Raw genomic sequence first — 26378 nt, 5'->3', positions numbered from 1 at the left:
GCTCAGAGCAGAGGACGCAGTGGACCGAGCACGGCCTCGGTGAAGCGTCGGTAGACGTCTCGGCTCTCCCACTCGTCGATCGTCATCTCCCGACTGTGCTCCAGATCGGTGAGGAAGATCCTCTCCATCTGGGCGGCCAGGGCGGGATCGATGATCTCGACGTTGATCTCGTAGTTGCCGGTGAGGCTCAGGCGGTCGATGTTGGCGGTGCCGATCGTGGACCAGTTGCCATCGATGGTGGCGGTCTTGGCATGCACCATGGCATCGCCGAAGCGGAAGATCCGGATCTTCGCGTCGAGCAGCTGTGAGTAGTAGCCCCGCGAGATCCAGTCCGCCACGATGTGGTTCGACTTGCCCGGCACCAGGATCCGGACGTCCACGCCACGACGCGCTGCGGCGCGCAGTGCATCGACGAAGTCCTGGTCGGGCAGGAAGTAGGCGTGGGTGAGCCAGATGTTGTGCTGGGCCCGGCTGATGGCCTCGAGGTACATCGAGCGGATCGGGAACATCCACAGCCGGGGCAGGTTGCGGTGCAGCCGGATCTTCGGCTCCCAGGTGTTCGCCGTGTCGAGCAGCAGCGGGCGCTCGCTGCGGCCGAGCCGCTTGCGGCGGTTGAGGTTCCAGAAGTCGGCGAAGGCGCGCTTCAGGTCCCACACCCCGGCTCCGGTGATCCGGCAGTGGGTGTCGCGCCACTCGGTCGCGAACGGCGTACCGATGTTGTAGCCGCCCACGAACCCGACCTCGTCGTCGACCACGAGGATCTTGCGGTGGTCACGTCCGTAGCGGCTCAGGTCGAAAAACCTCCAGCCGGCGGCGTACACGGGGTAGCGGAGCACCCGCATCGAGGGGGGGAACTGCTTGAACCGCGGGCTCACCACCAGGTTCGCGAACGCGTCGTAGATGACGTAGACGTCCACCCCTCGACCGGCAGCGTCGATCAGGGCCTGCTTGAACTGCTCCCCGACCTCGTCGCCCTTCCAGATGTAGGTCTCGAAGAGGATCTGCTTCTTCGCACCGCGGATCGCGGCCAGCATGTCGGCATAGAGGTCCTTGCCGAACGTGTAGGGGGTGAGCTCACCGGTGCCGACCGGCACAGCCAGGGGAGGGGTGGTCGGGAACGGCTTCGGTTTGCGCCCGCGGCGACGGTAGGAGTCCACCAGCGACAGGCCGATGGCGAGGGCGAACTGGACCCCCAGCACGGTGAGCAGCGTCCGACGCAGGATGACGAGCATCCGGTCGCTGGTCGAACGCCGCGAGATCACCGCCCCAATGTAACCAGCGGCTGCGCGGAGCCGGAGAGGCCCTCACTGCTGGCGGTAGACCAGCCCCTTACGGGTGTCGTTGCCCAGGGTGAGGACGTCGCCGCTGACGGTCGCGGTGAAGGTGCCGTCGAGGACTCCGAGGACCTGGGCCTCCTGTCGGGCCGCCGGTCCCGTGGAGCCGATCAGGGTCATGCCGAGATCGGTGATGGTGATCGACTCGCCGTCCTGCGTCCAGGAGCCGTTGAACGTGTTCACCCCCGTGGACCCGGTCACCGTCCCGTCGTCTGCGAAGGTCAGGGTCGCCGGGTCACCGGTGACCGATGAGGCTGAGGCGTTGTTCCCGTTGCCCTCGGTCAGGCTCTCCAGCAGCCAGTCGGTGCCGATCAGTTCGGCATCGACGACCGGGGCGGTGCTGAGGAAGGTGAGGGTGGACTCCGGTCCGGTGACGGTCAGGGTGTTGCCGTCCACCTCCGCGCTCGTCGCCGCCTGGAGCGCGGCCAGGTAGTCCTGCTCGAGCTGCATCACCGACGCCGGGCTGCAGGCCATCTCGGTTCCGCCCAGGGGCCCGAAGGTGACCTGGGTGCCGGAGGTCGTGAGCGAGCCCATGTAGCGATTGCAGGCCGAACTGCCCGAGACGCGGTCTCCGTCGATGGTCAGGGTGACCGGGTTGCCGTCGTCCAGGGTCAGGCCGGTGGCCGCGTTGAGGGTCCAGTCACCGTCGAGGCTCTGTGCGACCGGATCCTGGGCAGCGTCCGGGCTGTCGTCGTCGCCGCTGCAGGCGGTGGCGACCAGCAGGACCAGGGTCGCCAGTACGGCGTAGGGCGCGATCCGCGCTCGCATGCTCAGTCCACTCATGTGACCTCCTCGGGTGATGACAGTGTGACGCAGCCGGCGGCCGGGTGGTTCCGTTTCAGCGCTGGGAACGGGTTGTCGGAGGTCGCGTCTACGCTGGAGGGCATGAGACCTGTGACCGACCTCGAGCGCCGGGTGGCGCCGTTCAAGGTGGTGTCGGACTACCAGCCCTCGGGCGACCAACCGGCCGCGATCGAGGAGATCACGACGCGGGTGAACGACGGCGTCAAGGACGTCGTTCTGCTCGGCGCGACGGGCACCGGCAAGACGGCCACCGTGGCCTGGGTGGCCGAGCAGGTGCAGCGACCACTGCTGGTGCTGCAGCCCAACAAGACGCTGGCTGCACAGTTCGCCAACGAGTTGCGCAGCCTGTTCCCGGACAATGCGGTCGAATACTTCGTCAGTTACTACGACTACTACCAGCCCGAGGCCTACGTCCCCCAGACCGACACCTACATCGAGAAGGACTCCTCGATCAATGAGGAGGTCGAGCGCCTGCGGCACTCGGCCACCAACTCGCTGCTCACCCGGCGTGACGTCATCGTGGTCTCGACGGTGTCGTGCATCTACGGCCTCGGCACCCCCCAGGAGTACGTCGACCGCATGGTCCGGCTCAAGGTGGGTGAGGAGCACGACCGCGACTCGATCCTGCGTCGGCTGGTGGAGATCCAATACACCCGCAACGACATGTCGTTCACCCGCGGCACGTTCCGGGTGCGTGGCGACACCCTGGAGGTCTTCCCGGTCTACGAGGAGCACGCGCTGCGCATAGAGTTCTTCGGCGACGAGATCGAGCGGTTGATGACCCTGCATCCGGTCACCGGTGAGGTGGTCACCGAGGACCAGGAGCTCCACGTGTTCCCCGCCACCCACTACGTCGCCGGTCCCGAGCGGATGGAGCGCGCCATCAAGGGCATCGAGCTCGAGCTCGAGGACCAGTTGGCCACCTTCGAACGCCAAGGCAAGCTGCTGGAGGCCCAGCGACTGCGCATGCGGACCACCTACGACGTGGAGATGATGCGTCAGGTGGGTTCCTGCTCGGGCATCGAGAACTACTCGATGCACATGGACGGGCGCACCCATGGCTCCGCCCCCAACTGTCTGCTCGACTACTTCCCCGAGGACTTCCTGGTCGTTGTGGACGAGTCGCACGTGGCGGTGCCGCAGATCGGCGGGATGTACGAGGGGGACATGTCCCGCAAGCGCAACCTCGTCGACCACGGCTTCCGGCTGCCCAGCGCGATGGACAACCGCCCGCTGCGCTGGGAGGAGTTCCTCGAACGCATCGGGCAGACCATCTACCTGTCCGCGACGCCGGGCAACTACGAGCTCGACAAGGTCGGGGGCGACGTGGTCGAGCAGATCATCCGGCCCACCGGACTGGTCGACCCCGAGGTCATCGTCAAGCAGACCAAGGGCCAGATCGACGACCTGATCCACGAGATCCGGCTGCGCACCGAGCGCAACGAGCGAGTCCTGGTGACCACGCTGACGAAGAAGATGTCGGAGGATCTCACCGACTACCTGCTCGACGCCGGGATCCGCACCCAATACCTGCACTCCGAGGTCGACACGTTGCGACGCATCGAGTTGCTCCGCGAGCTGAGGCTGGGTGAGTTCGACGTGCTCGTCGGGATCAACCTGTTGCGTGAGGGCCTGGACCTGCCCGAGGTGTCGCTGGTGGCGATCCTCGACGCCGACAAGGAGGGCTTCCTGCGCTCGGACAAGTCGCTCATCCAGACGATCGGTCGGGCCGCGCGCAACGTGTCAGGTCAGGTCTTCATGTACGCCGACAAGATCACCCCGTCGATGGAGCGCGCGATCGAGGAGACCAACCGACGACGCGAGAAGCAGGTGGCCTACAACGTCGCCCACGGTGTGGATCCCCAGCCGCTGCGCAAGAAGATCGCCGACATCACCGAGATGCTGGCCCGGGAGGACGCATCCACCGAGGAGTTGCTCAAGTCGTGGCAGAAGGGCGACGCGAAGTCCAAGAAGGCACCGGTGCCCGGCCTGTCCCGCATGGACACCGGCCGCCACGCCGCCGAGATTGCGGGCATGCCATCGGCCGACCTGGCTGACCTGGTGCAGCAGTTGACCGACCAGATGCACAATGCCGCCGCCGAGCTGCAGTTCGAGCTTGCGGGACGACTGCGCGACGAGATCTCGGAGCTCAAGAAGGAGCTGCGCCAGATGGTCGAGGCAGGCGCGCGGTAGGAGGGAGATGCGAGTGGATGTCGCCGAGATGCAGGAGCACTGCCTGGGCAAGCCGGGCGCCTGGGCCGACAACCCCTGGGATCACGATCACCCGGTGATCAAGGTCCATACGAAGATCTTCGCCTTCCTCGGCGCCGGGGGAGTGGGGGTCAAGGCAGGCGCGGACCGCGATGTCGCGGACGAGTGGCTGGCGCGCTACCCCGAGGATGCGGCCGTGATGGCCTACATCGGACGGTCGGGCTGGAACGACCTGGCCTTCGGCGGCGCGATCCCCGACGACGAACTGTGTGACGCCGTCGACGAGTCCTATCGGCTGGTCGTCTCGAAGCTGCCGAAGAAGCACCGACCCCTGGGATGGGAGACATGAGCGCACGCCACCTCCAGATCACCTTCGACTGTGCCGACCCCGCCGGACTGGCCGGCTTCTGGGCCGTGGCCCTGGGCTACGAGCTCGAGGCGCCTCCGCCCGGCTTCGCAACCTGGGACGAGGCGTTGGCCGCTTGGGGGGTGCCGCCCGAGCTTCACAACTCGCGTTCAGCGCTCGTGGACCCGGACGGTGCCGGGCCTCGGGTCTTCTTCCAACAGGTCCCCGAAGGCAAGACGGCCAAGAACCGGGTCCACCTCGACCTGCGCGCGGCCCCCGGACTCGAAGGCCCCCAGCGGATGGACGCGCTGGAGAAGGCGGCCGAGGAACTCCTCGCCCTCGGCGCGAGCCGGGTCCGTCGTGTCGAACCGGGTCAGGAGATGAGCGCCGGATTCCTGGTCATGGCCGACCCGGAAGGCAACGAGTTCTGCCTGGACTGAGTGGTTGACCCCGCTAGTGTGCAGACATGTCAGCAGAGGTGGAGACCGACCTGCTCATCATCGGCGCCGGGCCCACGGGTCTCTACGCCGCCTACTACGCCGGTTTCCGGGGCCTCAGCGTTGCGGTGGTCGACTCGTTGCCGGAGCTGGGCGGCCAGATCACGGCCATGTACCCGGAGAAGCAGATCCTCGACGTGGCCGGCTTCCCGAGCATCAAGGGCCGTGACCTCGTCGAAGGACTCGTCGCCCAGGCCGCGTCCGCCGACCCGACGTACCTGCTCGGGCGCACCGCGGCCACGTTGACCGAGCTCGACGACGCGGTTCTCGTCGGTCTGGACGACGACACGGTCGTCCGCGCGGGTGCCGTGCTGATCACCGCAGGCATCGGCAAGTTCACCCCACGCGCACTGCCCGCCGGCGACGAGTTCCTCGGCCGAGGACTGGAGTACTTCGTCCCCAGCTTCGCGCCCTACGCCGGCAAGGACGTCGTGATCGTCGGTGGCGGTGACAGCGCCTTCGACTGGGCGCTGCACCTCGAGCCGGTGGCCAGGTCCGTGGCCCTCGTGCACCGACGCGACGCCTTCCGGGCCCACGAGCGAACCGTCACGGCAGTGCGCGACTCCGGAGTCGAGGTCGTCACGAAGGCCCAGGTCTCGGCCCTGAGGGGAGACGGCCTGCTCGCCGAGGTGGACATCACCGTCGACGGGGTCACCACCACTCGCCCGGCCCAGGCCGTTGTCGCCGCACTGGGCTTCATCGCCGACCTGGGCGCCATGCAGCACTGGGGGCTGGAGATCGACAAGCGCCACGTCATCGTCGACTCCGGCATGCACACCAACCTGGCGCGGGTGCTGGCTGCCGGTGACATCACCGAGTATCCCGGCAAGGTGCGCCTCATCGCTGTCGGCTTCGGTGAGGCGGCCACTGCCATCAACAACGCCGCGGTCATCATCGACCCGACGGCACACGTGTTCCCCGGACACTCCAGCGAGGGCACCTAGTCCGGGGTCCCGCCACCCCCCTGCACGCGTGGCGAGGGGCCATCTGAGCCCTGTTCAGCGGCGTGAGACAGGATGTACCCGGTAGTAACCCCAGGGTCGGCAACGCAACGAGAGGTGAGGCGCATGCGCGTGGCACTGCTGTCGTACCGCAGCAAGCCGCACTGCGGTGGTCAGGGTGTCTACATCCGCCACCTGAGTCGTGAGCTCGTGGCCCTCGGGCACCAGGTCGAGGTGTTCTCCGGTCAGCCCTACCCCGATCTCGACCCCGGTGTGCTCCTGACGAAGGTCCCCAGCCTTGATCTCTACCGCGAGCCGGACCCCTTCCGGACGCCGAGACCGAGCGAGTTTCGCGACCTGATCGACGTCGAGGAGGTGCTGACCATGTGGACCGCGGGTTTCCCGGAGCCCAAGACGTTCAGCAAGCGGGTCGCCCGGCTGCTCGCCACCCGGGTGGGGGACTTCGACGTCGCCCACGACAACCAGGTCCTCGGCTACGGGATGCTCGACATCGAAGCGTCCGGCCTGCCGGTGCTGACCACGATCCATCACCCCATCACGTTCGACCGACGCCTGGATCTGGCCGATGCCACGTCCTGGCGACGCAAGCTGACGTTGCGCCGTTGGTACGGCTTCCTGCGCATGCAGGCCAAGGTCGCGCGCCGGGTCAGCCGGGTCCTGACGCCATCGGAGTCCTCGGCGCGCGACATCGTCACCGACTTCGGCGTCGACCCGTCGATCGTCAGCGTGGTTCCGCTCGGAGTGGACGACGTCTTCCAGCCGCCGACCGTGCCCAGGACCCCGGGCCGTATCGTTGCCACGGCCAGCGCGGACGCGCCGATCAAGGGTGTCGCGACCCTGCTCGAGGCCTTCGCCAAGCTGCGCACCGAGCGTGACGTCGAGCTCGTCATCGTCAGCAAGCCGTCGCCTGGCGGACGCACCGAGACGCTGATCGACCAGCTGGGCATCAAGGACGCGGTCTCATTCGTGCACGGCATCAGCGACGCGGAACTCGTCGCTGTCATGGGCTCGGCTGAGGTGGCGTGCATTCCCTCGCTCTACGAGGGGTTCTCGCTGCCCACCGCTGAGCTGATGGCGTGCGAGACCCCGTTGGTGGTCTCCCGGGCGGGGGCGATCCCCGAGGTGGTCGGGCCTGACGGGTTGTGTGCCGACCTGGTCACCCCCGGCGACGTCAGCGAGCTCGAGCTCGCGCTCGCCGCACTTCTCGACGACCCGGTACGCCGCGCCGCCATGGGCCGGGCCGGGCGGGTGCGCGCCCTCGAACGTTTCAGCTGGCGAGCTGTCGCCGTTGCCACCGCTGCCGCCTACCAGGAGGTCATCGACCGTGCTGACCGTTGACTTCGACCGACTCGGGCTGCGCCCCGGGGAGCGAGTTCTCGACATGGGCTGCGGTGCCGGCCGTCACGCCTTCGAGATGTATCGACGCGGCGCCGACGTGGTGGCGTTCGACCAGGACGCCGACGAGCTGGCCGGAGTGCTGGAGCTGTTCGGTGCCATGAAGGAGGCCGGTGAGGTCCCGTCGGGCGCCGAGGCCGACGTCAAGGAGGGCGACGCCCTGGCGATGCCGTTCGGGGACGGCGAGTTCGACCGGGTGGTGGCCGCCGAGATCCTCGAACATGTCCCGGCAGACCTTCAGGCCATCGACGAGCTGGTCAGGGTGTTGCGGCCCGGTGGCACCTTGGCGGTGACGGTGCCGCGCTGGCTGCCGGAGATGATCTGCTGGAAGCTGTCCGACGACTACCACAACACTCCGGGTGGACACATCCGGATCTACTCCGACACCGAGCTGATCGGCAAGCTGACGAACGCCGGGCTCGTCTACGACGGCCGCGACTACGCCCACGGTCTGCACTCGCCGTACTGGTGGATCAAGTGCGCCGTGGGGGTGAAGAACGACGACCACCCCGTGGCGAAGGCCTATCACCGCCTCCTGGTGTGGGACATCATGAAGAGGCCGAGGACGACCCGCTACGCCGAGAAGGTGCTCAACCCGCTGATCGGCAAGAGTCTGGTCGTCTACTTCCACAAGCCCGATGCCTGAGCCCCACGAGCTGCCGGCCGTGCCCGACGTGCTCAGTGCGGGGCAGGTCGCGGCGACCGCGGCCAGCATCGCCGCGATGCAGGAGGCCGACGGGGCGATCCCGTGGACGGCCGGTCAGCACACCGACGTGTGGAACCACGTCGAGTGCGCGATGGCGCTTCTGGTCGGCGGTGAGGTGGTCGCCGCGGAACGCGGCCTGCGCTGGTGCGCGACCACGCAGCGTGCGGACGGGTCGTGGCCGATGAAGACGGTGGGCGGCGCCGTCGAGGACGCGAGCGGCGAGACGAACATGTCGGCGTACCTCGCCGTCGGCCTGTGGCACCACTGGCTGGTGCGCCGCGACCAGGACATCGTCGTCGAGCTGTGGCCGACCGTACGCCGAGCGCTCGACTGGGTGGTGGGCATGCAGCTGCCCTTCGGTGGGATTGCCTGGTCCCAGGAAGCTGGTGGCACGGTCAACGAACAGGCCCTGCTTGCCGGCTCCGCCTCGATCCACCAGTCGCTGCGCGCGGGTGTGGCACTGGCCGAGCTGCTCGGTGAGACCCAACCGGAGTGGGAGATGGCTGGTGGTCGACTCGGGCACGCTGTCCGCGAGCACCCCGACCTCTTCCTCGACAAGTCGACATTCTCGATGGACTGGTACTACCCGGTGCTCGGGGGTGCCGTGCGGGACACGGCGGCCCGTGACCTGCTGCGCTCACGGTGGGACGACTTCGTGGTGCCCGGCCTGGGGGTGCGGTGTGTGGACACCAACCCCTGGGTCACCGGAGCCGAGACCTGTGAGCTGGTCCTCGCCCTCGAGGCGAGCGGAGATCCCGATCGAGCACTACGGCTCTTCGCCGACATGCAGCACCTGCGCCACCCCGGCGGTGGCTACTGGACGGGCTTCGTCTATCCCGACGACGCCTTCTGGCCGGTCGAGCACACGACCTACACTGCCGCAGCCGTGCTGCTCGCCGCCGATGCCCTGAGCGACACGACTCCCGGCGCCGACATCATGCGTGGCACCTCGCTGCCGGACTTCTTCGACGAGCCCGGTGCGGGCTGTGGCTGCGTCTCAGGCGAGTCGGTCGCCCGCGTCTCCTGAGGTCCGACGCAGGACCCTCATCGAACCGAGCGCCTCGACCTCGGTGAAGCAACCACCGGCGATGGCGCGTTGGAAGACGTGGAAGGGTGCCTGACCTCCCTGCATCGGATCGGCGAAGACGTCGTGGATGAGCAGCAGCCCGTCACGTTGCACCCAGGGCGCCCAGCCGGTGTAGTCGTTCTGCGCGTGTTCCTCGGCGTGCCCGCCGTCGATGAAGAGCAGGGACAGCGGCGTGCGCCAGTACGCCGACACCGTGGTCGATCGCCCGACGATCGTGACGACCTGCTCCTCGAGCCGGGCTCGCTCCAGGGTGCGGCGCAGGAAGGGCAGGGTGTCCATCAGGCCGGACTCCTTGTCGACCAGGGTGGGGTCGTGGTGCTCCCAGCCCGCCTGGTTCTCCTCCGAGCCGCGGTGGTGGTCGACGGTGAAGACGGCCCCGCCCACCTCCTGTGCAGCGGCGCCGAGGTAGACGGCCGACTTGCCGCAGTACGAACCGACCTCGAGCACCGGACCGTGGGGGAGCCGCTCACGTGCCCGACGATGCAACAGCAGCCCCTCGTCGTCCGGCATGAAGCCACGCGCGGCCAGGGCTTGGGCGTGCAGATCTTCCGGCATCACGGGCCCAGCGTAGGCACGTGTGGTCACGACCGAAGTGCCGGTACAGTGATGGGACCCTGGCCGCTGATTCGAAGGCAGTTGAACACTCGTCGATGGACTCTCAAAGTCCCAGGCTCTCTGACGGAGAGCGCTCATGACCGAATGGATCCTGCTGGGGGTCTCCCTCCTTCTCATCGTCGCGTGTGGGTTGTTCGTCGCGGCGGAGTTCGCCTTCGTGACCGTCGACCGCAAGGTGGTCGACCGGGCCGCGGCCGACGGCGACCGGTCCGCGATCGGCGTACAGAAGGCGTTGCGCAGCCTGTCGACGCAGTTGTCCGGCGCGCAGGTCGGCATCACCATCACCAACCTCGCCATCGGGTTCCTCGCCGAGCCGGCGATCGCCCATCTCATCGACGGTCCCCTCGAGTCGGCCGGGGTGCGCACCGACTGGGTGACGCCGATCGCCGTCGGCATCGGACTGGCCCTGAGCACGTTCCTGACCATGATCTACGGCGAACTGGTGCCCAAGAACATGGCCATCGCGCGGTCCCTGCCCACAGCCAGGGCGACCCAGGGCTTCATGCGCGGCTTCACGTCCGTGATGGCTTGGCCGATCCGGGTGCTCAACGGCTCAGCCAACGCGCTCGTACGCCGGCTGGGGATCGAGCCACAGGAGGAACTGCGATCGGCGCGCAGTTCGACCGAGCTGGCCAGCCTCATCCAGCGTTCGGCCAGCGAGGGCACCCTCGACCCGGAGACCGCCGAGCTGATGGAGCGCTCGGTGGAGTTCGGCAGCCGGACCGCCGGCGAGATCATGACCCCCCGGGTGCGCACCGCGAGCCTGGAGGAGACCGACCGCACCAGCGCCGTCATCGAGCTGGCCCGCCAGACCGGCCACAGCAGGTTCCCGGTGCTCGACGCCGAGGACGCCGTGGTCGGAACCGTGCATGTCAAGCACGCGGTGGCGGTGCCGGTGCACGAGCGCAGCACCGCCCGGGTGCGCCACATCATGGTGCGCCCGATCGTCGTTCCGGATTCCCTGCGACTCGACCCGTTGCTGGCGCTGCTGCGCGACGACGGGTTCCAGATGGCCATCGTGCTCGACGAGTACGGCGGGCAGGCCGGCATCGTGACGCTGGAGGACGTGGTCGAGGAGATCGTCGGCGACATCTCCGACGAGCACGACCGACTCGGCGCGCGCGGCCGTCAGCGTCGTGACGGCTCATGGGTCCTCTCCGGACTGCTGCGACCCGACGAGGTCGAGGACATCAGCGGCGTCCCGCTGCCCGATCACGAGGACTACGACACGCTCGCTGGGCTCGTCGTGCGCGAGCTCGGACGGATCCCGCGGACCGGCGACAGTGCCGAGCTCATGATCGCCACGCCGGGTCACGACGACCCGACGATGCTCAAGGTGACCCTCGGGGTCGCCCACATGGACGGCCTGCGGGTCGACCGGGTGGTCATGCAGGTGGAGCCCGTGTCCACCGAGGAGGACGCTGATGAGTGACTTCTCCGGAGTGTTGCTGGCGGTCTTCCTGCTCGCGGCCAACGCCTTCTTCGTCGGTGCCGAGTTCGCACTGCTCTCGGCCCGGCGCAGCCAGATCGAGCCCCGTGCCGACGCGGGTTCGCGGGTGGCTCGCACCACCCTGGCGGCCATGGAGAACGTCTCCTTGATGATGGCCGGCGCCCAGCTGGGCATCACGATCTGCTCGCTCGGCCTCGGTGCGGTCGGTGAGCCGGCGGTGGCCCACCTGCTCGAGCCGGTGTTCGAGGCCCTCTCGGTGCCGGAGGCCTTCCTGCACCCGGTCTCGTTCGCCGTGGCGCTGACGATCGTCGTCTACCTCCATGTCGTGCTGGGCGAGATGGTTCCCAAGAACATCGCCCTGGCCGGTCCCGACCGGGCCGCGCTGGTCCTCGGGCCACCCATGGTCGCCGTCGTCACAGTGCTCAAGCCGGTGATCGTGGGGCTGAACGCCGTCGCCAACGCCACCCTGCGGCTGATCAACGTCGAGCCCCGCGACGAGATCAGCTCCACCTTCACCCGGGAGGAGGTGGCCGCGCTGGTCGAGGAGTCGCGCGGCGAGGGGTTGCTCGCCAAGGGTGAGTACGACCGGTTGTCGGCCTCGCTCGGCTTCACCGAGAACACCGTCGCCTCGGTGTTGATGCCCCTCGACACGCTGGCCACGATCGCCATCGGTGCCACGGCGGCCGATGTCGAGGAGATCTGCGCGGAGACCGGGTACAGCCGCTTCCCGGTCGTCGGCGAGGACGGATCCCTGATCGGCTACCTGCACATCAAGGACGTGCTGGAGGTGGATGAGGAACGCCGGCAACGTGTCATCGAGGAGAAGTGGATCCGCCCGTTCGCCAGCGTGCGGGTCGACGACGTGCTCCACGACGTACTGGAGAGCCTGCAGCGGCGCGGTGCACACATGGCACGGGTGATCGACGCCGAGGGCAACGTGCTGGGGCTGGCCACGCTCGAGGACGTCCTGGAGGAGCTCGTCGGAGAGATTCGTGACGCGGCCCATCACGGCGAGTAGTTCGTGAGGATCCGGCGGCTAGGGTGAGGGCTGACATCGGCCCGGACGACGGCCGCTCCCAACCAGGCAAGGGCAGGACTGTGGCGCAGGTTCCTTCACGCACCACGCGCGTGTGGACCATCCCCAACCTGCTGAGCATGGCGCGACTCGCCGGTGTCCCGTTGTTCCTGTGGCTGGTCCTGGGGCCGGAGGCAGATGCCTGGGCCCTGGCCCTGCTCATGCTGTCCGGCATCACCGACTACCTCGACGGCTATCTGGCCCGCAAGCTCGATCAGCGCTCCACGCTGGGGGAGATCCTGGACCCGGTCGCCGACCGGCTCTACATCCTTGCGGTGGTGGTCGGGCTGGCCCTGCGCGACATCATCCCGTGGTGGTTCGCCGTGATCCTGCCGGCACGTGACGCCCTGCTCTGGTGCCTGGTGCCGTTCCTGCGCCGCAAGGGCTACAGCTCGCTGCCGGTGCACTTCCTGGGCAAGGCGGCCACTTTCAACCTGCTCTACGCCTTCCCGCTGATCCTGCTCGGGGACGGTGAGGGCATCGTGGCCGACCTGGCCCGCACCTTCGGTTGGGCCTTCGCGATCTGGGGGATCGGGCTCTACTGGTGGGCCGGGCTCCTCTACGCCTGGCAGGTCTACCGTCTTCACGGCGACGCCGACCGACAGGGACCACGAGTCGAATGAGCCCTACCGACATCGAGAAGCGCAGGCCCGACGCGGTGACGATGCCCCTGCTGACCCGGATCACGCAGGAGTCGCTCGACGAGGACTACCAGCACGTCGCCGACCGACGGGCCAGGTACCGCGAGCCGGTGGATGCCCCACGACGGTTCAGTGCCCGCACCGCACTGGTCGTGGCCCTCTTCGGCGTCATCGTGACCACTGCGGCCATCCAGACCTCGCGCAACTCCTCCGATGCTGCTAACGGTCGAGCCGGCCTGATCGCCGAGGTCAACCGACGCAACGCCCAGGTGGCAGCGTTGGAGAGCGAGTTGCGCAACCTGCGTGAGCAGACCACCGACCTCCAGGCCTCCCTGGAGGACCTCACCGACGAACAACAGGCGGCCACCAGTCAGAACGAGCGACTCATGGCGCGCACCGGCTTCCTGCCGGTCTCGGGGCCGGGGGTGCGGATCACCGCCGATGATGCCTCCGGTGGGGACGACGCGGGCCGGATCCGCGACGAGGACCTCGCGATGCTGGTCGACGGACTGTGGAACGGTGGCGCCGAGGCCATCTCGATCAACGGCTGGCGGCTCACGGCTCTGGCCCCGATCCGGAGTTCCGGCATCACCATCCACGTCAACAACAGGCCGGTGAGCCCGCCGTACGTCGTTCTGGCGATCGGTGACCCGGCATCGCTCCAGTCGCGCTTCGCCGACAGCACCCACGGGCTCGAGTGGCAGAGCCTTGTCAATACCTTCGATTTCGGATTCACGATGCAGAATGAAGACCTGTTGGAGCTTCCTGGCGCGAGGCTTCCGCAACTGCGGGCGGCTGGGCTCGTGGACGACAAGAAGCAAACGGGGAAGCCGGAGGTCCTGCCGTGATCGCAGCACTCGGGCTGCTCGGGGGCATCGTGCTCGGCCTCTTCCTGCAGCCGGACGTCCCGCTGTGGCTGGAGCCCTACCTGCCGATCGCGGTCGTCGCCGCCCTGGACGCGGTGTTCGGTGCCCTGCGCGCCTACCTCGACGGAATCTTTGACGACAAGGTCTTCGTGGTCTCGTTCGTCAGCAACGTGGTGATCGCGGCCGCCATCGTCTTCATGGGCGACAAGCTGGGCGTCGGTGGGCAGCTCTCCACCGGGGTCATCGTGGTGCTCGGGATCCGGATCTTCTCCAACGTCGCCGCGATTCGAAGGCACCTGTTCCATGCCTGAGCCCGAACCGGCCGACCAGGAGACCACCGGTGGCGACGCCACCTCGGAGGCCGAGGCGCGTGCGGAGGTGCAGCCGGCGAGTCCTGGGCGGCTCTGGAGCGCGCTGACCAAGCCGTCGCGTGCACAGTTCGTCGTCGCCGTGCTGCTCGCCGCCCTGGGTTTCGCCGCCGTCACCCAGGTGCGCACCAACGGCCAGGACGACACCTATGCGGGCCGCCGCGAGCAGGACCTCATCGATCTGCTGAACGGCCTGGCCGGAGCCTCGGAGCGCTCGCAGTCGGAGATCACCCGGCTGGAGCGCGCGCGCAGCGACCTGCTCTCCACGACGCGGCGCCGCGAGGCAGCCCTGGAGCAGGCCCGCACCGAGGCCGACACCCTCAACATCCTGGCCGGCCTCGTTCCGGTGACCGGTCCAGGGATCCGGATCACGATCGAGGATCCGGACGACAACGTCGGCATCGACATCCTGCTCGACACGGTGCAGGAACTGCGGACCGCCGGGGCCGAGGCGATGTCCTTCAACGGCACCGTGCGCGTGGTCGCTGACACCGCCTTCGAGAACGGCGTCGGTGGAGTGATCGTCGACGGCCAGCAGCTGTCCCCGCCCTACGTCATCGACGTCATCGGCGAACCCAACGCCCTGTCGGGTGCCATCACGTTCCGTCAGGGCCCGGAGGCCGACGTCGAGGAGGGCGGGGGGACTGTGACCATCAAGACCTTCGACAGCCTCGACATCAAGGCCGTCACCGAACCGGTCCGTTCCGAATTCGCCCAGCCGTCCACCTCCTGAGCCCACCCGGTAGCCTGCCGTCAGTCCATCGATCCAGCTGGAGGAGAACCCGTGTATCCCGACGACCTGAAGTACACCAGCGAGCACGAGTGGGTGCGTAGCCCGGGTGAGAGCGATGGGTCGGTGCGCATCGGCATCACGCACTTCGCCCAGGAGGCGCTGGGCGACATCGTCTACGTCTCGCTGCCTGAGGTGGGGGAGACCGTGGAAGCGGGTGCGGCCTGTGGCGAGCTGGAGTCCACCAAGTCCGTCAGTGATGTCTACGCACCCCTCACCGGCGAGGTGGTGGCTCGCAACGAGGCTCTCGACCCCACCCCGGAACTCGTCAACTCCGACCCGTACGCCGGTGGTTGGCTGTTCGAGCTGGTGCCGGCCGATCCCGCTGCCGTGGACGCCCTGATGGACAGCGCCACCTACGTGGCCACTCTCGACACCTGAGTTGGCCCACTTCCCCTTGCCGGGTTAGTCGCGGCTGATAAGTTCGGACAACCATCAACCTCGACCACAAGGTCAGGGTCTCCCAGGAGGGTCGACATGCCGTTCTGCACCAACTGCGGGAGACAGAACCCGGACGACGCGAAGTTCTGCTCCCAGTGCGGGACCCGTCTGGTCACCGACGCGCCGGAGCCGACGGCTGCGGCCGCTCCCGCTCCCGACGCCACCGCAACCATCACGTTCGGGGGACCCGACAAGGCCCCTGAGGCTGACGAGCGCCAGCTGAACCCGGCGGACTCGGCAGCAGTCGATGCCCTGCCGACCGGTCATGCCCTTCTGATCGTGCAGCGCGGGCCGGGTGCCGGCAGCAGGTTCCTGCTCGACACCGACCTGGTCACCTCCGGACGCCATCCGGAGAGCGACATCTTCCTCGACGACGTGACGGTCTCTCGACGTCACGCGGAGTTCCGCCGCACGCCGGGCGGCTACACCGTCTCCGACGTCGGCTCCCTCAACGGGACCTACGTCAATCGCGATCGCATCGACGAGGTCGCCCTCCAGGATGCCGACGAGGTACAGATCGGGAAGTACCGCCTCGTGTTCTTCACCAGTCACGCGAGCCAGAACCTCTGATCGTGCCGCAGTCCCCATCGCCATCAGCGTCCCGGGCGCGGATGAACATCGGGCAGGTGCTCGATCTGCTCCGTTCCGACTTCCCGGGGATCTCGATCCCCAAGATCAGGTTCCTCGAGGACAAGGGCCTCATCGCGCCCGAGCGCACGGCGTCGGGCTATCGCAAGTTCTCGCACGAGGACGTGGAGCGACTGCGCTACGTGTTGCGCATGCAGCGCGACCACTACCTGCCCCTGAAGGTGATCGGTGAGCACCTCGACGCGATGGACCGCGGCCTGGAGCCACCGCCGATCGACGCGGTGGTGCCGACCGTCCCCAAAGTCGCTCTGGCCGACGACGGTCTGCCGAGTGCGGAGTCCTTCGCCCGGCGCAGCGATCTGCGCCTCTCGCGCAAGGAGCTGATCAAGACCGCTGAGGTCGACGAGGAGCTGCTGGCAGCCCTGGAGACCTACGGACTCATCAAGCCGCGTCCGGGCACCCAGCACTACGACACCGATGCGTTGGTGGTGGCCAAGACCGCTGCCGAGCTGGCCGAGTTCGGCTTCGAGCCTCGGCACCTTCGGGCCTTCAAGTCGGCCGCCGACCGGGAGGTGGGCCTGGTGGAACAGGTCGTCGCCCCCGTACGGCGCAGCCGCGACGCCGGTGCCAGCGCCCGCGCCGACGACGCCGTCAACCAGATCGCAGCACTCTCGGTGAAACTGCACGCCACGTTGGTGAAGTCCGGGCTACGCACGTCCTGACCCCCGACCGGAGCCGGAGTAGGGTTGACTCGTGCGCGAAGTCGATGTCATCGGAGTCCGGGTCGAAACCCCCTCGAACCAGCCCATCGTGCTGTTGCGGGAGGTGTCCGGCGATCGCTACCTGCCGATCTGGATCGGTGCCGTGGAGGCGACGGCGATCGCGTTCGCCCAGCAGGGAGTGGTCCCGCCGCGTCCGCTGACCCATGACCTGATGAAGGATCTGCTCACCGCGACCGGCAACGAGCTCACCGAGGTCCAGATCACGGAGATGAAGGACGGTGTGTTCTTCGCCAACCTGGTCTTCGACTCGGGCGTGGAGGTGAGCGCCCGGCCATCGGACTCGATCGCGCTCGCGTTGCGCACGGGCACCAGGATCGTTTGCGCCGACGCGGTGCTGGACGAGGCGGGGCTCGACGGCCCGGCTGAGCAGGAGGACGAGGTGGAGAAGTTCCGCGAGTTCCTCGATCAGGTCACCCCGGAGGATTTCGAGAGTTCTGACGAAGGACCCCAGGTCTAACCCTCAACCTGAGGGTGAGGGTTGCGACACGCCGCCGGCGCTCGTTGACCACCCCAGGGTCTGGGCCTACCTTGGGAGTGTCTTCGTTGTAACTCCACCGTTGTGGTCTCGCCCCAACGGCTTCCCCCCCGGGAGTCACGCAGAACGAAGCAACACAACGGAGGCTCGACGTGAACGTGAATGACAAGGGACAGCCGGTGGCCGATCCTGACCAGACGGTGGCCGCTGAGCTCGCCGACGAACAGGGCCTGCTCTTCACCGACGACGTCTCGCCGCTGCCCAGCGACACCGGCTACCGCGGCCCCACGGCCTGCAACGCAGCCGGGATCACCTACCGCCAGCTGGACTACTGGGCCCGCACCGGCCTGGTCGAGCCCACGGTGCGCGGCGCCACCGGCTCGGGCACGCAGCGGCTCTACTCCTTCCGCGACATCCTGATCCTCAAGGTCATCAAGCGCCTGCTCGATGCCGGGATCTCCCTGCAGCAGATCCGCACCGCGGTCCAGCACCTGCGCACGCGGGGGACCGACGACCTGACCAGGGTCACGCTCATGAGTGACGGAGCCTCGGTCTACGAGTGCACCACCAACGACGAGGTCATCGACCTGCTACAGGGCGGGCAGGGTGTCTTCGGTATCGCGATCGGCGGCGTCTGGCGCGAGATCGAGGGCAGCCTGTCGGAGTTGCCCAGCGAGCGCACCGCCGAGGATGACGCCCCCTCGGCCGCCGACGAGCTGGCCGCCCGCCGCGCCGCGCGCAAGATCGGCTGAGCGACACCACCCCGAACGACCCGATCTACCCCACGCCGGTCACCCGGCGTGGGGTAGATTTCATTTGTCGACGATCCCGCTCGGGAGAGTCTTCGCCCGGCGCAGCACCCTGATCGGTGGGGAGTCGGGAACGAAGCGCCGAAGGGGCAATTCCTCCCCGGAACCTCTCAGGCGCCCGGACCGAGCGGACCAGGCAACTCTGGAGCAGCCAACGACGGCGGCGACAGAGGGGGAGGCAACCGTTCGATCTTCTCGTCCTTGGGAGCCTCACGTGTCCGACCATCAGAGCCTTGCCGATCTCGACGACGTACTGCCGTTCGTCGAACGTCACATCGGGCTGGATCAGTCAGCGATCGACTCGATGCTCGAGCGACTGGGGTTCACCTCGCTCGAGGAGCTGATGGACGCGGCCGTGCCTGGAGCGATCCGCGCAGCGGCCGAGCTCGACCTCCCCGCGGCACTCACCGAGGCGGCCGCGGCGCTGGAGCTGCGCTCGTTGGCCGCGGCCAACCAGCCCGCCGAGGCGATGATCGGTCTGGGCTACCACGGCACCATCACGCCGCCGGTGATCCGGCGCAACGTCCTCGAGGACCCCAGCTGGTACACCGCCTACACGCCCTACCAGCCAGAGATCTCCCAGGGACGCCTGGAGGCCCTGCTCAACTTCCAGACCGTGATCGGTGACCTGACCGGGTTGCCCACCGCCAATGCGTCGTTGTTGGACGAGGGCACGGCGGCGGCTGAGGCGATGACCCTGGTACGCCGGGCCAACCGCAAGGCCTCCGGCCCCTTCGTCGTCGACGCCGACGCCCTGCCCCAGACCATCGACCTGATCCGCACCCGGGCTGCCGCGATGGGGATCGACGTGGTCGTGGCCGACCTGGTCGGGGGACTCCCCGAGGGTGAGCTCAGCGGCGTGCTCGTGCAGTACCCGGGTGCCTCTGGGACCGTGCGCGACCCACGAGACCTGATCGTCGCTGCCCACGAGCGCAACGCGCTGGCGGTGGTGGCGGCCGACCTCCTTGCGCTCTGCCTGCTCGAGGCGCCTGGAGCATGGGGTGCCGACGTCGTGGTGGGCTCCTCCCAGCGCTTCGGTGTCCCGCTGTTCTACGGCGGGCCCCACGCCGGCTTCATGGCCGTGGCCGCGGGCCTGGAGCGCCATCTGCCCGGTCGACTCGTCGGGGTCTCGGTGGACGCCGAGGGTCGCTCGGCGTACCGCCTGGCCCTGCAGACGCGTGAGCAGCACATCCGCCGCGACAAGGCGACCTCGAACATCTGCACGGCGCAGGTGCTTCTCGCGGTGGTGGCCTCCATGTACGCCGTCTACCACGGTCCGGACGGTCTCCGGGCGATCGCGACGCGCACCCACCGCTACGCCGTGGTGCTGGCGAGCAGCCTGCGGAACGCCGGTGTCGAGGTGGAGACCGTCGAGTTCTTCGACACCTTGACGGTGTCGGTGCCTGGGCGGGCTGACGAGATCATCGAGGAGGCCCGATCGCTCGGGATCCACCTGCGCCGCGTCGACGAGGACCGGGTCGGGATCTCGACCTCCGAGACCACGACCCGTGCTTCGATCACCAGCGTGCTGAAGGCCTTCGGCGTGGTGGCCGACCTCGACGAGATCGACCGGGCCGCCGGTGACGGCCTTCCGGACTCCCTGCGCCGCGAGACGGCGTACCTGACGCACGAGGTCTTCTCCGCCCACCACAGCGAGACCGCGATGCTGCGCTACCTGCGGCGGCTCTCCGCGCGCGACTATGCGCTCGATCGCGGCATGATCCCGCTGGGCTCGTGCACCATGAAGCTCAACGCCACCACCGAGATGGAGCCGGTGTCGTTGCCGGGCTTCGCGGACCTGCACCCGTTCGCTCCGGCGCAGGACGCTGTGGGCTACCGACGGCTGGTGGACGACCTGGAGGGATGGCTGGCCGAGGTGACCGGCTACGACCGCGTCTCCATCCAGCCCAACGCCGGCTCCCAGGGTGAACTGGCAGGCCTGCTGGCCATCCGTGGCTTCCACCACGCTCGAGGTGAGGGCCAGCGCAACGTCTGCCTCATCCCGTCGTCCGCCCACGGCACCAACGCAGCCTCGGCCGTCATGGCCGGGATGAAGGTGGTCGTGGTCAAGCCCGCGGCCGACGGGACGGTCGACCTCGAGGACCTGCGAGCCCAGTGCGCGGCCCATGCCGACGACCTGGCAGCGATCATGGTCACCTACCCCTCGACCCACGGCGCCTACGAGGACACGATCGCCGAGCTCTGCGAGATCGTGCACGACCACGGCGGCCAGGTCTACGTGGACGGTGCCAACCTCAACGCGCTGCTCGGGTTCGCCCGGCCCGGGGATTTCGGTGGCGACGTGTCTCACCTCAACCTCCACAAGACCTTCTGCATCCCGCACGGCGGCGGTGGCCCGGGGGTCGGCCCGGTGGGGGTCCGCGCCCACCTCGCGCCCTACCTGCCCTCGCACCCCATGCATCCCGAACCGGCCAAGCGCGAGGGAATCGGTGCGATCAGCGCGGCCCCCTACGGCTCCGCAGGCATCCTCCCGATCTCCTGGGCCTACATCCGCATGATGGGTGGCCCCGGGCTCTCCAGGGCCACCGCCGCAGCCGTGCTGTCGGCGAACTACGTCGCGGCTCGGCTCGGCGAGCACTTCCCGGTGCTCTTCACAGGTCACGGTGGACTCGTCGCCCACGAGTGCATCCTGGATCTGCGCGGACTGACCAAGCAGACCGGGGTCACCGTCGACGACGTGGCCAAGCGACTGGTCGACTACGGGTTCCACGCGCCGACCATGTCCTTCCCGGTTCCCGGCACCTTCATGGTCGAGCCGACCGAGTCCGAGGACCTGGCAGAGATCGACCGGTTCTGTGACGCCATGATCGCGATCCGCGCTGAGATCGACCGGGTGGCAGCGGGGGAGTGGACGCCGGAGTCGTCGCCGCTGCGCGGCGCCCCGCACACCTCCCGTGCCCTGGTCGGTGACTGGGACCGGGACTACTCCCGAGAGCTGGCGGTGTTCCCGGCCGGCCCCGACCCGGACAAGTACTGGCCTCCCGTGGCGAGGATCGACCAGGCCTACGGCGACCGGCACCTCGTGTGCGCCTGCCCACCTCCTGAGGCCTTCGCCGAATGAGCCCGGTGGCCACCACCACCACCGCCCACCGCCTGCTCCGCCACGTGGCGCTCGCCCAGTCTGCCGGTCGCCTGCCGTCGGTGGTGGCCGGAGTGGTGCGCGACAGCACCTTGGTGTGGTCCGGCGGGTACGGCGAGGTCCCCGGCCCCGTCGTGGACGCGCAGTACCGGATCGGGTCCATCACCAAGACCCTCACCGCCGTCCTGGTCCTGCAACTGGTCCGCGACGGTCGGATCGCCCTGGACGACTCGTGCGGTGACGTGCTCGGCGACGTGGGATACGCGGACCGGACCGTGCGGTCCCTGCTCGCCCACAGCACCGGCATGCAGTCGGAACCGACAGGGTCGTGGTGGGAGCGATCGGCGGGGCTGTCGTTCGACGAGCTCGCCACGTCCAACCCGGGTGCTGGCAGCGTCTTCGACGACCGGCAGCAGTTCCACTACTCCAACCTGGGCTACGCGCTCCTCGGTGAGCTCGCTGCCCGCCTGGTGGGGTCGAGCTGGTGGGACGCCGTCCAGGCACGGATCCTCCAGCCGCTGGCGCTGACGCGAACCACCTACCTGCCGCTCGCCCCTGCGGCGACCGGCTTCAGCGTGCACCCGTACGCAGGCGCACTGCTGGCCGAGCCCAGCACTGACACCGGTGCGATGGCCCCGGCCGGACAGCTCTGGTCGACGGTGACCGATCTGGCGGCGTACGCCGGGTTCCTGTTGAACGGGCACGACGACGTGTTGTCGGCAGCCGAGCTCAGGCTGGCCTTCACGCCGGCCTCGGGGGAGCCGGACACGGGTCTGGGCTATGCGCACGGCCTCGGTTTCCAGCTGCTGCCCGGCGGCTCCGGCACGCTGGTGGGCCACACCGGCTCGATGCCGGGCTTCCTCGCGGCCTGTCTGGTCGATCCTCGTCGAGGCAGCGCCGCTGTCTGCCTGGCCAACGGCACCTCAGGCCTGGCACCGTCGGAGCTGGCGACCACCCTGATCGAGGAGCTGGAGCGCAGCGAGCCGGCCCTCCCTGCGCCGTGGGTGCCCTCGAGTCCGGTGCCCAGGGCCGTCGCTGACGTGCTCGGCGTCTGGCACTGGGGCAACACGCCCCTGGTTTTCAGCTGGGAGGGATCGGAGCTCGTGGTTCGCGGTGCGGACCGCGAGAAGCATCGGTTCACGGTGACCGCGGACAGGATCGTCGGGCTGAGCGGCTACCACGCCGGCGAGGAGCTGAAGGTCGTCCGCAACGCGGACGGCTCGGTGAACCATCTCGACATCGCCACCTTCATCCACACCCGCACCCCGTATGACCCGGCGGCGCCCATCCCGGGTGGATAGGGTGCCGGACATGGACGAGATCGACCCGGTGCTGCTGGCTGATCCGCCGACGTTCACCGGTGCCGAGGCCGCCGCGCTCGCCGGGTCTCACTTCGCCCTGGAGGCCGACTCAGGCCTCAGCCTGGGCAGCGAGCGCGACCAGACCTTCCTGCTCTCACGCGCGGACGCCGGACCGGTCGGCGTCCTCAAGGTGTCCAACGCGGCCGAGAGCACGGCGACCTTGGACATGGAAGCGCTTGTGGTGCGCCACATCGCCCGGGTGGACCCGGAGCTGGCCGTGGCCCGGCCGCTGGCGCACCGGGACGCCGGCGACCTGGACGATCCGGCGTCCTACCGCGCTGAGGTCGCCGGAGCCCGCGCGACGCACTGGGCCCGCCTCTACCCCGTGATGCCGGGTCGGATGCGGTCCGCGCCGTCCTCCCTCGACGATCGCGCCGTGATCGCCTGGGGTGCCACCACCGCTCGTCTGGCCCGCGCCATGCGGGGTTTCAGCCACCCCAGCGCGCACCGAGCGCTGCCGTGGGACCTCAAGTCGGTGCCGATGGTGCGCGGCATGGTTCCCGCCATCCGCCGCCCGGAGTGGCGGGTCGCCGTGGAGCAGGCGCTGGACCGGTACGACGCCACGATCGCGCCGCGCTGGGAGTCCCTGCGCGCCCAGGTCGTCCACGGTGACCTCAACATCGACAACGCCCTGGTCGACGACGCCGGCCTGATCACCGGGATCATCGACTTCGGGGACATGAGCCACACCGCACTGATCACCGACCTGGCCTCGGTCATCGACTCGCTCGTGCTGGACCGAGGCGTCGAGGAGGCCTTCCGGGTGGCCCGCCTGGTCCTCGACGGCTACCAGCAGGTGACCCCGCTGGAAAGCGACGAACTGGTCCTGATCAGCGACGCCTGGGCTGCCCGGGCGGCCGCGGGCATCGCCATCGCCTCCTGGCGCAGTGCCGAAGGGCTGGAGGACCCTGAGTTCGCCGAGCGGGACCTGGCTCGCCTCCACCCGATCCTCCAAGGCATCATCGACACCGGGTTCGAGGAGTCGGCCGCACGCGTGAGCGGGCTGCGCCGACCGCCACCTCGAGACGACCTGATCCGGCGACGGGCAGAAGCGCTGGGGCCGGCGATGGAGCCGCTGACCTACGACGAGCCCCTCTACGTGGAGCGAGCCAGCGGCGTGTGGATGTACGACGCCGACGGGACCCGCTACCTCGACGCCTACAACAACGTGCCCTGTGTCGGACATGCACATCCGCGGGTCACCGAGGCGATCGCCCGTCAGGCCCGCACGGTCAACACCCACCTGCGCTACCTGCACGGTGACGCCATCGAGCTTGCTGAGCGGTTGATCGCGAGCTGTCCGCCGGGGCTCGACACAGTGCTGTTCGTGAACTCCGGCTCGGAGGCCAACGACCTGGCCTGGCGGCTGGCCACCCATGTCACCGGGCGTCGCGGCGCCCTGTGCACCCACTTCGCCTACCACGGCATCTCCGAAGCGATCGCTGCGCTGTCGCCGGAGACCCTGTACGCCGGGCAGGTCAGCGAGCACGTCGAGCGTTGGCGTCCCGCAGACGCCTACCGCGGACTGCACCTCGACGCAGGGGAGTTCAGCGCCGCGCTCGCCAGGCTCGAGGCCAAGTCGCTGCCACCGGCCGCGGTGATCCTCGACGGGGTGATGCAGAGTGACGGCGTCCTGACCCTGACCGCCGAGCACGTGGCGGACCTGGCTCGGCGTACCCGGGAGGCCGGCGCCCTGTGGATCGCCGACGAGGTGCAGGGTGGCCACGGCCGGACCGGCGAGTCGATGTGGTCCTTCCAGCGGTTCGGCATCGAGCCCGACTTCGTCACGCTCGGCAAGCCGATGGGCAACGGGCACCCCGTGGCGGCGGTGATCACGAGGCGGGAGTACCTCGAGGGCTTCGCCGACGACAGCGTGATCTTCTCGACGTTCGGTGGCAACCCGGTCTCGGCGGCTGCCGGGCTGGCAGTCCTCGACGTGTTGGCCGACGAGTGCGTGCTGCCTCGGGTCGTGGCTGCCGGCGAGGCCCTGCGAGCCGGCCTGGTCTCGGTGACGGCTGACCTGGAGTGTGTCGGCGACGTGCGTGGGGTCGGGCTGGCCAACGGCATCGAGATCGTGACCGACCGAGCCTCGAAGCAGCCCGATGCGAGGACCGCCTCCCGGATCAAGGAGTCCATGAAGCGGCACGGCGTCCTCGTCGGGACGACCGGGCCAGAGGGCAACGTCCTGAAGGTGCGCCCGCCGCTGGCGTTCACCGAGCGCGAGGTGCCCGTCTTCGTCGGCGCGTTCCTGCGTGCCGTGGCGGAGGTCGGTGATCGACCCGGCGTCACAGAGCCTGGGACACGCTCGACATGTTGAAGTCGGGCACCCGCAGCGCTGGTGTCGCCGTCCGGCTGAAGTAGTCGTCGCCCCACTCCCTGCTGAAGCTCGGGACGGTCGCCGACGCGTGCGAGAACCGGTTGAGGAGGTCGACCGGGCTCTCGTTGAAGCGGAAGTTGTTGACGGCTCCGGTGATCTCGCCCCCCTCGACCAGGTAGACCCCGTCGCGGGTCAGGCCGGTCAGCAGCAGAGTCTGCGGATCGACTTCGCGGATGTACCACAGGCACGTCAACAGCAGACCCCGCTGGGTGCCTGCGACCACGTCCATGGTGTCGCCGCTCGCCCCGTCGACGCTCAGCACCAGGTTGTCGATCGCCGGGGTCACCGGCTGACGGGTCATCGCAGCCGAGTGCCGCGTCTGCAGGAGGGCCGCCAGTCGACCGTCGCGGATCCACTCGGTGGTGCCCAGCGGCAGCCCGTTGTCGAAGACGCTGGAGATGTTGTCCGACGACCCGGCCACGACGAAGGGAGCGCACTCCAGCCCCGGGTAGGCCGGGTCCGAGCTCAGCGTCACGCCTGGTCTGGCCACCTCCTGTCCGATGCGGGTGCCGCCGCCACGCTGGCTGTAGACCGACTGACCTTCGAAAGCCACCCGGGCACCTGCCTCCCAGTAGGCGTAGATCATCAGATCCGCCACCGCGGTCGGCGGGAGAATGGTGTCGTAGCGGCCAGCCGGCAGATCGATGCGGCGGGCCCCCCAGCGCAGGCGCTGGGCCACCTCGGCCTCCATGGCGGTCGCATCGACATCGGTGAAGTCGCGGGTGGCGCCCCCGACCCAGGCGCTGAGTCCGAGGTCGGCGGTCTTGCCCGTGCAGCCGTAGTGCCCGGTGGGCTGCGCATGACGCAGGCGGAGTCCGGTGCTGGAGCCGAGATAGGTGGTGTTCACCTCGTGGTTGACGAACCCGTAGAGGATGCGACCCTCCGACTCGGCCGTGCTGAAAGCCTCCCCGAGAGCTGGCGCGAAGGCGTCGTACACGGTGATCGACGTCTCGTCGGGGGCCTGGCTCCAGTCGCTGGCCGCCTCGGTCGCAGAGGCCAGCTCCTGGGCGTCCTCGGCCACCGAGCTGGCGCGGGCGGCGGCGTCGGCCTGCTCGGCCAGGGCGGCGACCTGCATCGAGGAGGCGGCGCTGCCGGTGACCGAGCCCACCGCGACCCCGTCGGCGCGCCGGTCGAAGGAGATCACCGTCATGCTCAGCGCGTGCATAGCGCCGTTGGTGGTCAACGTGTTGTTGGCCCAGCGCAGGTTGGCACTGGTGGAGAAGCGCGCGATGGCGATGCAGTCGTCGGCCGTCGAGGTGGACAGGGCGTGCTCGACGAGCTCCTGGGGAGTGGTCATG

General features: G+C 68.8%; 25 protein-coding genes and 1 riboswitch. Of the genes, 21 read left to right on the top strand and 4 right to left on the bottom strand.

Annotation, left to right across the window (positions count from 1 at the left end; translation table 11 throughout):
- Positions 1-2: 2 nt before the first annotated feature.
- Positions 3-1262 carry a phospholipase D-like domain-containing protein gene (locus AB7I40_RS18135; RefSeq protein WP_428344539.1) on the bottom strand — a complete coding sequence of 420 codons (1260 nt, stop codon included), beginning with the start codon at positions 1260-1262 and terminating at the stop codon, positions 3-5.
- A gap of 42 nt (positions 1263-1304) precedes the next feature.
- The gene (locus AB7I40_RS18130; RefSeq protein WP_428344538.1) at positions 1305-2117 is read right to left on the bottom strand and encodes an META domain-containing protein; all 813 of its coding nucleotides are present in this window, start codon (positions 2115-2117) and stop codon (positions 1305-1307) included.
- A gap of 102 nt (positions 2118-2219) precedes the next feature.
- On the opposite strand from AB7I40_RS18130, the gene uvrB reads away from it, so the two are divergent.
- The 7 genes from uvrB to AB7I40_RS18095 all read left to right on the top strand — a co-directional run bounded on the left by uvrB (position 2220) and on the right by AB7I40_RS18095 (position 9282).
- On the top strand, positions 2220-4331 hold the full coding sequence (uvrB, locus tag AB7I40_RS18125) for an excinuclease ABC subunit UvrB (RefSeq protein WP_428344537.1): 2112 nt from the start codon (positions 2220-2222) through the stop codon (positions 4329-4331).
- Positions 4332-4338: 7 nt separating this feature from the next.
- A complete protein-coding gene (locus AB7I40_RS18120) occupies positions 4339-4698 on the top strand; it encodes an MmcQ/YjbR family DNA-binding protein (protein WP_428344536.1) in 360 nt (119 codons plus the stop codon).
- Positions 4695-5135, top strand: coding sequence for a VOC family protein (locus tag AB7I40_RS18115; protein ID WP_428344535.1), 441 nt, complete (start codon positions 4695-4697; stop codon positions 5133-5135). The genes AB7I40_RS18120 and AB7I40_RS18115 overlap by 4 nt, the downstream gene beginning before the upstream one ends.
- Before the next feature lie 26 nt (positions 5136-5161).
- Positions 5162-6136, top strand: coding sequence for an NAD(P)/FAD-dependent oxidoreductase (locus AB7I40_RS18110; protein WP_428344534.1), 975 nt, complete (start codon positions 5162-5164; stop codon positions 6134-6136).
- A 123-nt stretch (positions 6137-6259) separates the two neighbouring features.
- Entirely contained in the window at positions 6260-7492 is a 1233-nt protein-coding gene (locus tag AB7I40_RS18105) for a glycosyltransferase family 4 protein (RefSeq protein ID WP_428344533.1), read from the top strand.
- On the top strand, positions 7479-8195 hold the full coding sequence (locus AB7I40_RS18100) for a class I SAM-dependent methyltransferase (protein ID WP_428344532.1): 717 nt from the start codon (positions 7479-7481) through the stop codon (positions 8193-8195). The genes AB7I40_RS18105 and AB7I40_RS18100 overlap by 14 nt, the downstream gene beginning before the upstream one ends.
- Positions 8188-9282 carry a prenyltransferase gene (locus AB7I40_RS18095; protein ID WP_428344531.1) on the top strand — a complete coding sequence of 365 codons (1095 nt, stop codon included), beginning with the start codon at positions 8188-8190 and terminating at the stop codon, positions 9280-9282. The genes AB7I40_RS18100 and AB7I40_RS18095 overlap by 8 nt, the downstream gene beginning before the upstream one ends.
- On the opposite strand, the gene AB7I40_RS18090 is transcribed toward AB7I40_RS18095, so the two are convergent.
- Positions 9253-9897, bottom strand: coding sequence for a class I SAM-dependent methyltransferase (locus tag AB7I40_RS18090; protein ID WP_428344667.1), 645 nt, complete (start codon positions 9895-9897; stop codon positions 9253-9255). The genes AB7I40_RS18095 and AB7I40_RS18090 overlap by 30 nt on opposite strands.
- A gap of 136 nt (positions 9898-10033) precedes the next feature.
- Between AB7I40_RS18090 and AB7I40_RS18085 the strand changes: the two genes are divergently transcribed.
- From AB7I40_RS18085 to AB7I40_RS18020, 14 genes are all read left to right on the top strand, one after another.
- Entirely contained in the window at positions 10034-11389 is a 1356-nt protein-coding gene (locus tag AB7I40_RS18085) for a hemolysin family protein (RefSeq protein ID WP_428344530.1), read from the top strand.
- Entirely contained in the window at positions 11382-12425 is a 1044-nt protein-coding gene (locus AB7I40_RS18080) for a hemolysin family protein (protein ID WP_428344529.1), read from the top strand. The genes AB7I40_RS18085 and AB7I40_RS18080 overlap by 8 nt, the downstream gene beginning before the upstream one ends.
- Positions 12426-12505: 80 nt before the next feature.
- Positions 12506-13105: a CDP-alcohol phosphatidyltransferase family protein gene (locus AB7I40_RS18075; protein WP_428344528.1), complete on the top strand. Its 600-nt coding sequence runs from the start codon at positions 12506-12508 to the stop codon at positions 13103-13105.
- Complete coding sequence (locus AB7I40_RS18070) at positions 13102-13971, top strand: DUF881 domain-containing protein (RefSeq protein WP_428344527.1); 870 nt, start codon at positions 13102-13104, stop codon at positions 13969-13971. The genes AB7I40_RS18075 and AB7I40_RS18070 overlap by 4 nt, the downstream gene beginning before the upstream one ends.
- Complete coding sequence (locus AB7I40_RS18065; RefSeq protein WP_428344526.1) at positions 13968-14300, top strand: small basic family protein; 333 nt, start codon at positions 13968-13970, stop codon at positions 14298-14300. Before AB7I40_RS18070 ends, AB7I40_RS18065 begins: the two co-directional genes overlap by 4 nt.
- Positions 14293-15090: a DUF881 domain-containing protein gene (locus AB7I40_RS18060; protein WP_428344525.1), complete on the top strand. Its 798-nt coding sequence runs from the start codon at positions 14293-14295 to the stop codon at positions 15088-15090. The genes AB7I40_RS18065 and AB7I40_RS18060 overlap by 8 nt, the downstream gene beginning before the upstream one ends.
- 51 nt (positions 15091-15141) lie before the next feature.
- Positions 15142-15528 carry a glycine cleavage system protein GcvH gene (gene gcvH / locus AB7I40_RS18055; protein ID WP_428344524.1) on the top strand — a complete coding sequence of 129 codons (387 nt, stop codon included), beginning with the start codon at positions 15142-15144 and terminating at the stop codon, positions 15526-15528.
- Between the two features lie 96 nt (positions 15529-15624).
- On the top strand, positions 15625-16158 hold the full coding sequence (locus AB7I40_RS18050) for an FHA domain-containing protein (protein WP_428344523.1): 534 nt from the start codon (positions 15625-15627) through the stop codon (positions 16156-16158).
- 41 nt (positions 16159-16199) lie between these two features.
- A complete protein-coding gene (locus tag AB7I40_RS18045; RefSeq protein WP_428344522.1) occupies positions 16200-16898 on the top strand; it encodes a MerR family transcriptional regulator in 699 nt (232 codons plus the stop codon).
- A gap of 31 nt (positions 16899-16929) precedes the next feature.
- A complete protein-coding gene (locus AB7I40_RS18040; RefSeq protein WP_428344521.1) occupies positions 16930-17415 on the top strand; it encodes a bifunctional nuclease family protein in 486 nt (161 codons plus the stop codon).
- 176 nt (positions 17416-17591) lie between these two features.
- Positions 17592-18185 carry a MerR family transcriptional regulator gene (locus AB7I40_RS18035; protein WP_428344666.1) on the top strand — a complete coding sequence of 198 codons (594 nt, stop codon included), beginning with the start codon at positions 17592-17594 and terminating at the stop codon, positions 18183-18185.
- 71 nt (positions 18186-18256) lie between these two features.
- A riboswitch (glycine riboswitch) is annotated at positions 18257-18378 on the top strand.
- Positions 18379-18456: 78 nt separating this feature from the next.
- The gene (gcvP, locus tag AB7I40_RS18030; protein WP_428344520.1) at positions 18457-21324 is read left to right on the top strand and encodes an aminomethyl-transferring glycine dehydrogenase; all 2868 of its coding nucleotides are present in this window, start codon (positions 18457-18459) and stop codon (positions 21322-21324) included.
- Complete coding sequence (locus tag AB7I40_RS18025) at positions 21321-22643, top strand: serine hydrolase domain-containing protein (RefSeq protein WP_428344519.1); 1323 nt, start codon at positions 21321-21323, stop codon at positions 22641-22643. The genes gcvP and AB7I40_RS18025 overlap by 4 nt, the downstream gene beginning before the upstream one ends.
- Positions 22644-22653: 10 nt before the next feature.
- Positions 22654-25020 (top strand): aminotransferase class III-fold pyridoxal phosphate-dependent enzyme, encoded by a 2367-nt coding sequence (locus AB7I40_RS18020; RefSeq protein ID WP_428344518.1) that lies wholly within the window; start codon positions 22654-22656, stop codon positions 25018-25020.
- On the opposite strand, the gene AB7I40_RS18015 is transcribed toward AB7I40_RS18020, so the two are convergent.
- Complete coding sequence (locus AB7I40_RS18015) at positions 24989-26377, bottom strand: metallopeptidase TldD-related protein (RefSeq protein WP_428344517.1); 1389 nt, start codon at positions 26375-26377, stop codon at positions 24989-24991. The genes AB7I40_RS18020 and AB7I40_RS18015 overlap by 32 nt on opposite strands.
- Position 26378: the final 1 nt, after the last annotated feature.

The organism is Nocardioides sp. (assembly GCF_050246775.1).
Lineage (GTDB): Bacteria > Actinomycetota > Actinomycetes > Propionibacteriales > Nocardioidaceae > Nocardioides.
This window is presented reverse-complemented; position numbering and strand designations above follow the sequence as displayed.

What these genes read in the sequence shown, in the direction of transcription:
- uvrB (WP_428344537.1), top strand. Translation starts at nt 2,220, where the DNA reads ATGAGACCTGTGACCGACCTCGAGCGCCGGGTGGCGCCGTTCAAGGTG.
- AB7I40_RS18070 (WP_428344527.1), top strand. Translation starts at nt 13,102, where the DNA reads ATGAGCCCTACCGACATCGAGAAGCGCAGGCCCGACGCGGTGACGATG.
- AB7I40_RS18060 (WP_428344525.1), top strand. Translation starts at nt 14,293, where the DNA reads ATGCCTGAGCCCGAACCGGCCGACCAGGAGACCACCGGTGGCGACGCC.
- AB7I40_RS18115 (WP_428344535.1), top strand. Translation starts at nt 4,695, where the DNA reads ATGAGCGCACGCCACCTCCAGATCACCTTCGACTGTGCCGACCCCGCC.
- AB7I40_RS18050 (WP_428344523.1), top strand. Translation starts at nt 15,625, where the DNA reads ATGCCGTTCTGCACCAACTGCGGGAGACAGAACCCGGACGACGCGAAG.
- AB7I40_RS18020 (WP_428344518.1), top strand. Translation starts at nt 22,654, where the DNA reads ATGGACGAGATCGACCCGGTGCTGCTGGCTGATCCGCCGACGTTCACC.
- AB7I40_RS18015 (WP_428344517.1), bottom strand. Translation starts at nt 26,377, where the DNA reads ATGACCACTCCCCAGGAGCTCGTCGAGCACGCCCTGTCCACCTCGACG.
- AB7I40_RS18120 (WP_428344536.1), top strand. Translation starts at nt 4,339, where the DNA reads ATGCGAGTGGATGTCGCCGAGATGCAGGAGCACTGCCTGGGCAAGCCG.
- AB7I40_RS18080 (WP_428344529.1), top strand. Translation starts at nt 11,382, where the DNA reads ATGAGTGACTTCTCCGGAGTGTTGCTGGCGGTCTTCCTGCTCGCGGCC.
- AB7I40_RS18025 (WP_428344519.1), top strand. Translation starts at nt 21,321, where the DNA reads ATGAGCCCGGTGGCCACCACCACCACCGCCCACCGCCTGCTCCGCCAC.
- AB7I40_RS18045 (WP_428344522.1), top strand. Translation starts at nt 16,200, where the DNA reads ATGAACATCGGGCAGGTGCTCGATCTGCTCCGTTCCGACTTCCCGGGG.
- AB7I40_RS18095 (WP_428344531.1), top strand. Translation starts at nt 8,188, where the DNA reads ATGCCTGAGCCCCACGAGCTGCCGGCCGTGCCCGACGTGCTCAGTGCG.
- AB7I40_RS18085 (WP_428344530.1), top strand. Translation starts at nt 10,034, where the DNA reads ATGACCGAATGGATCCTGCTGGGGGTCTCCCTCCTTCTCATCGTCGCG.
- AB7I40_RS18110 (WP_428344534.1), top strand. Translation starts at nt 5,162, where the DNA reads ATGTCAGCAGAGGTGGAGACCGACCTGCTCATCATCGGCGCCGGGCCC.
- AB7I40_RS18130 (WP_428344538.1), bottom strand. Translation starts at nt 2,117, where the DNA reads ATGAGTGGACTGAGCATGCGAGCGCGGATCGCGCCCTACGCCGTACTG.
- AB7I40_RS18090 (WP_428344667.1), bottom strand. Translation starts at nt 9,897, where the DNA reads ATGCCGGAAGATCTGCACGCCCAAGCCCTGGCCGCGCGTGGCTTCATG.
- AB7I40_RS18105 (WP_428344533.1), top strand. Translation starts at nt 6,260, where the DNA reads ATGCGCGTGGCACTGCTGTCGTACCGCAGCAAGCCGCACTGCGGTGGT.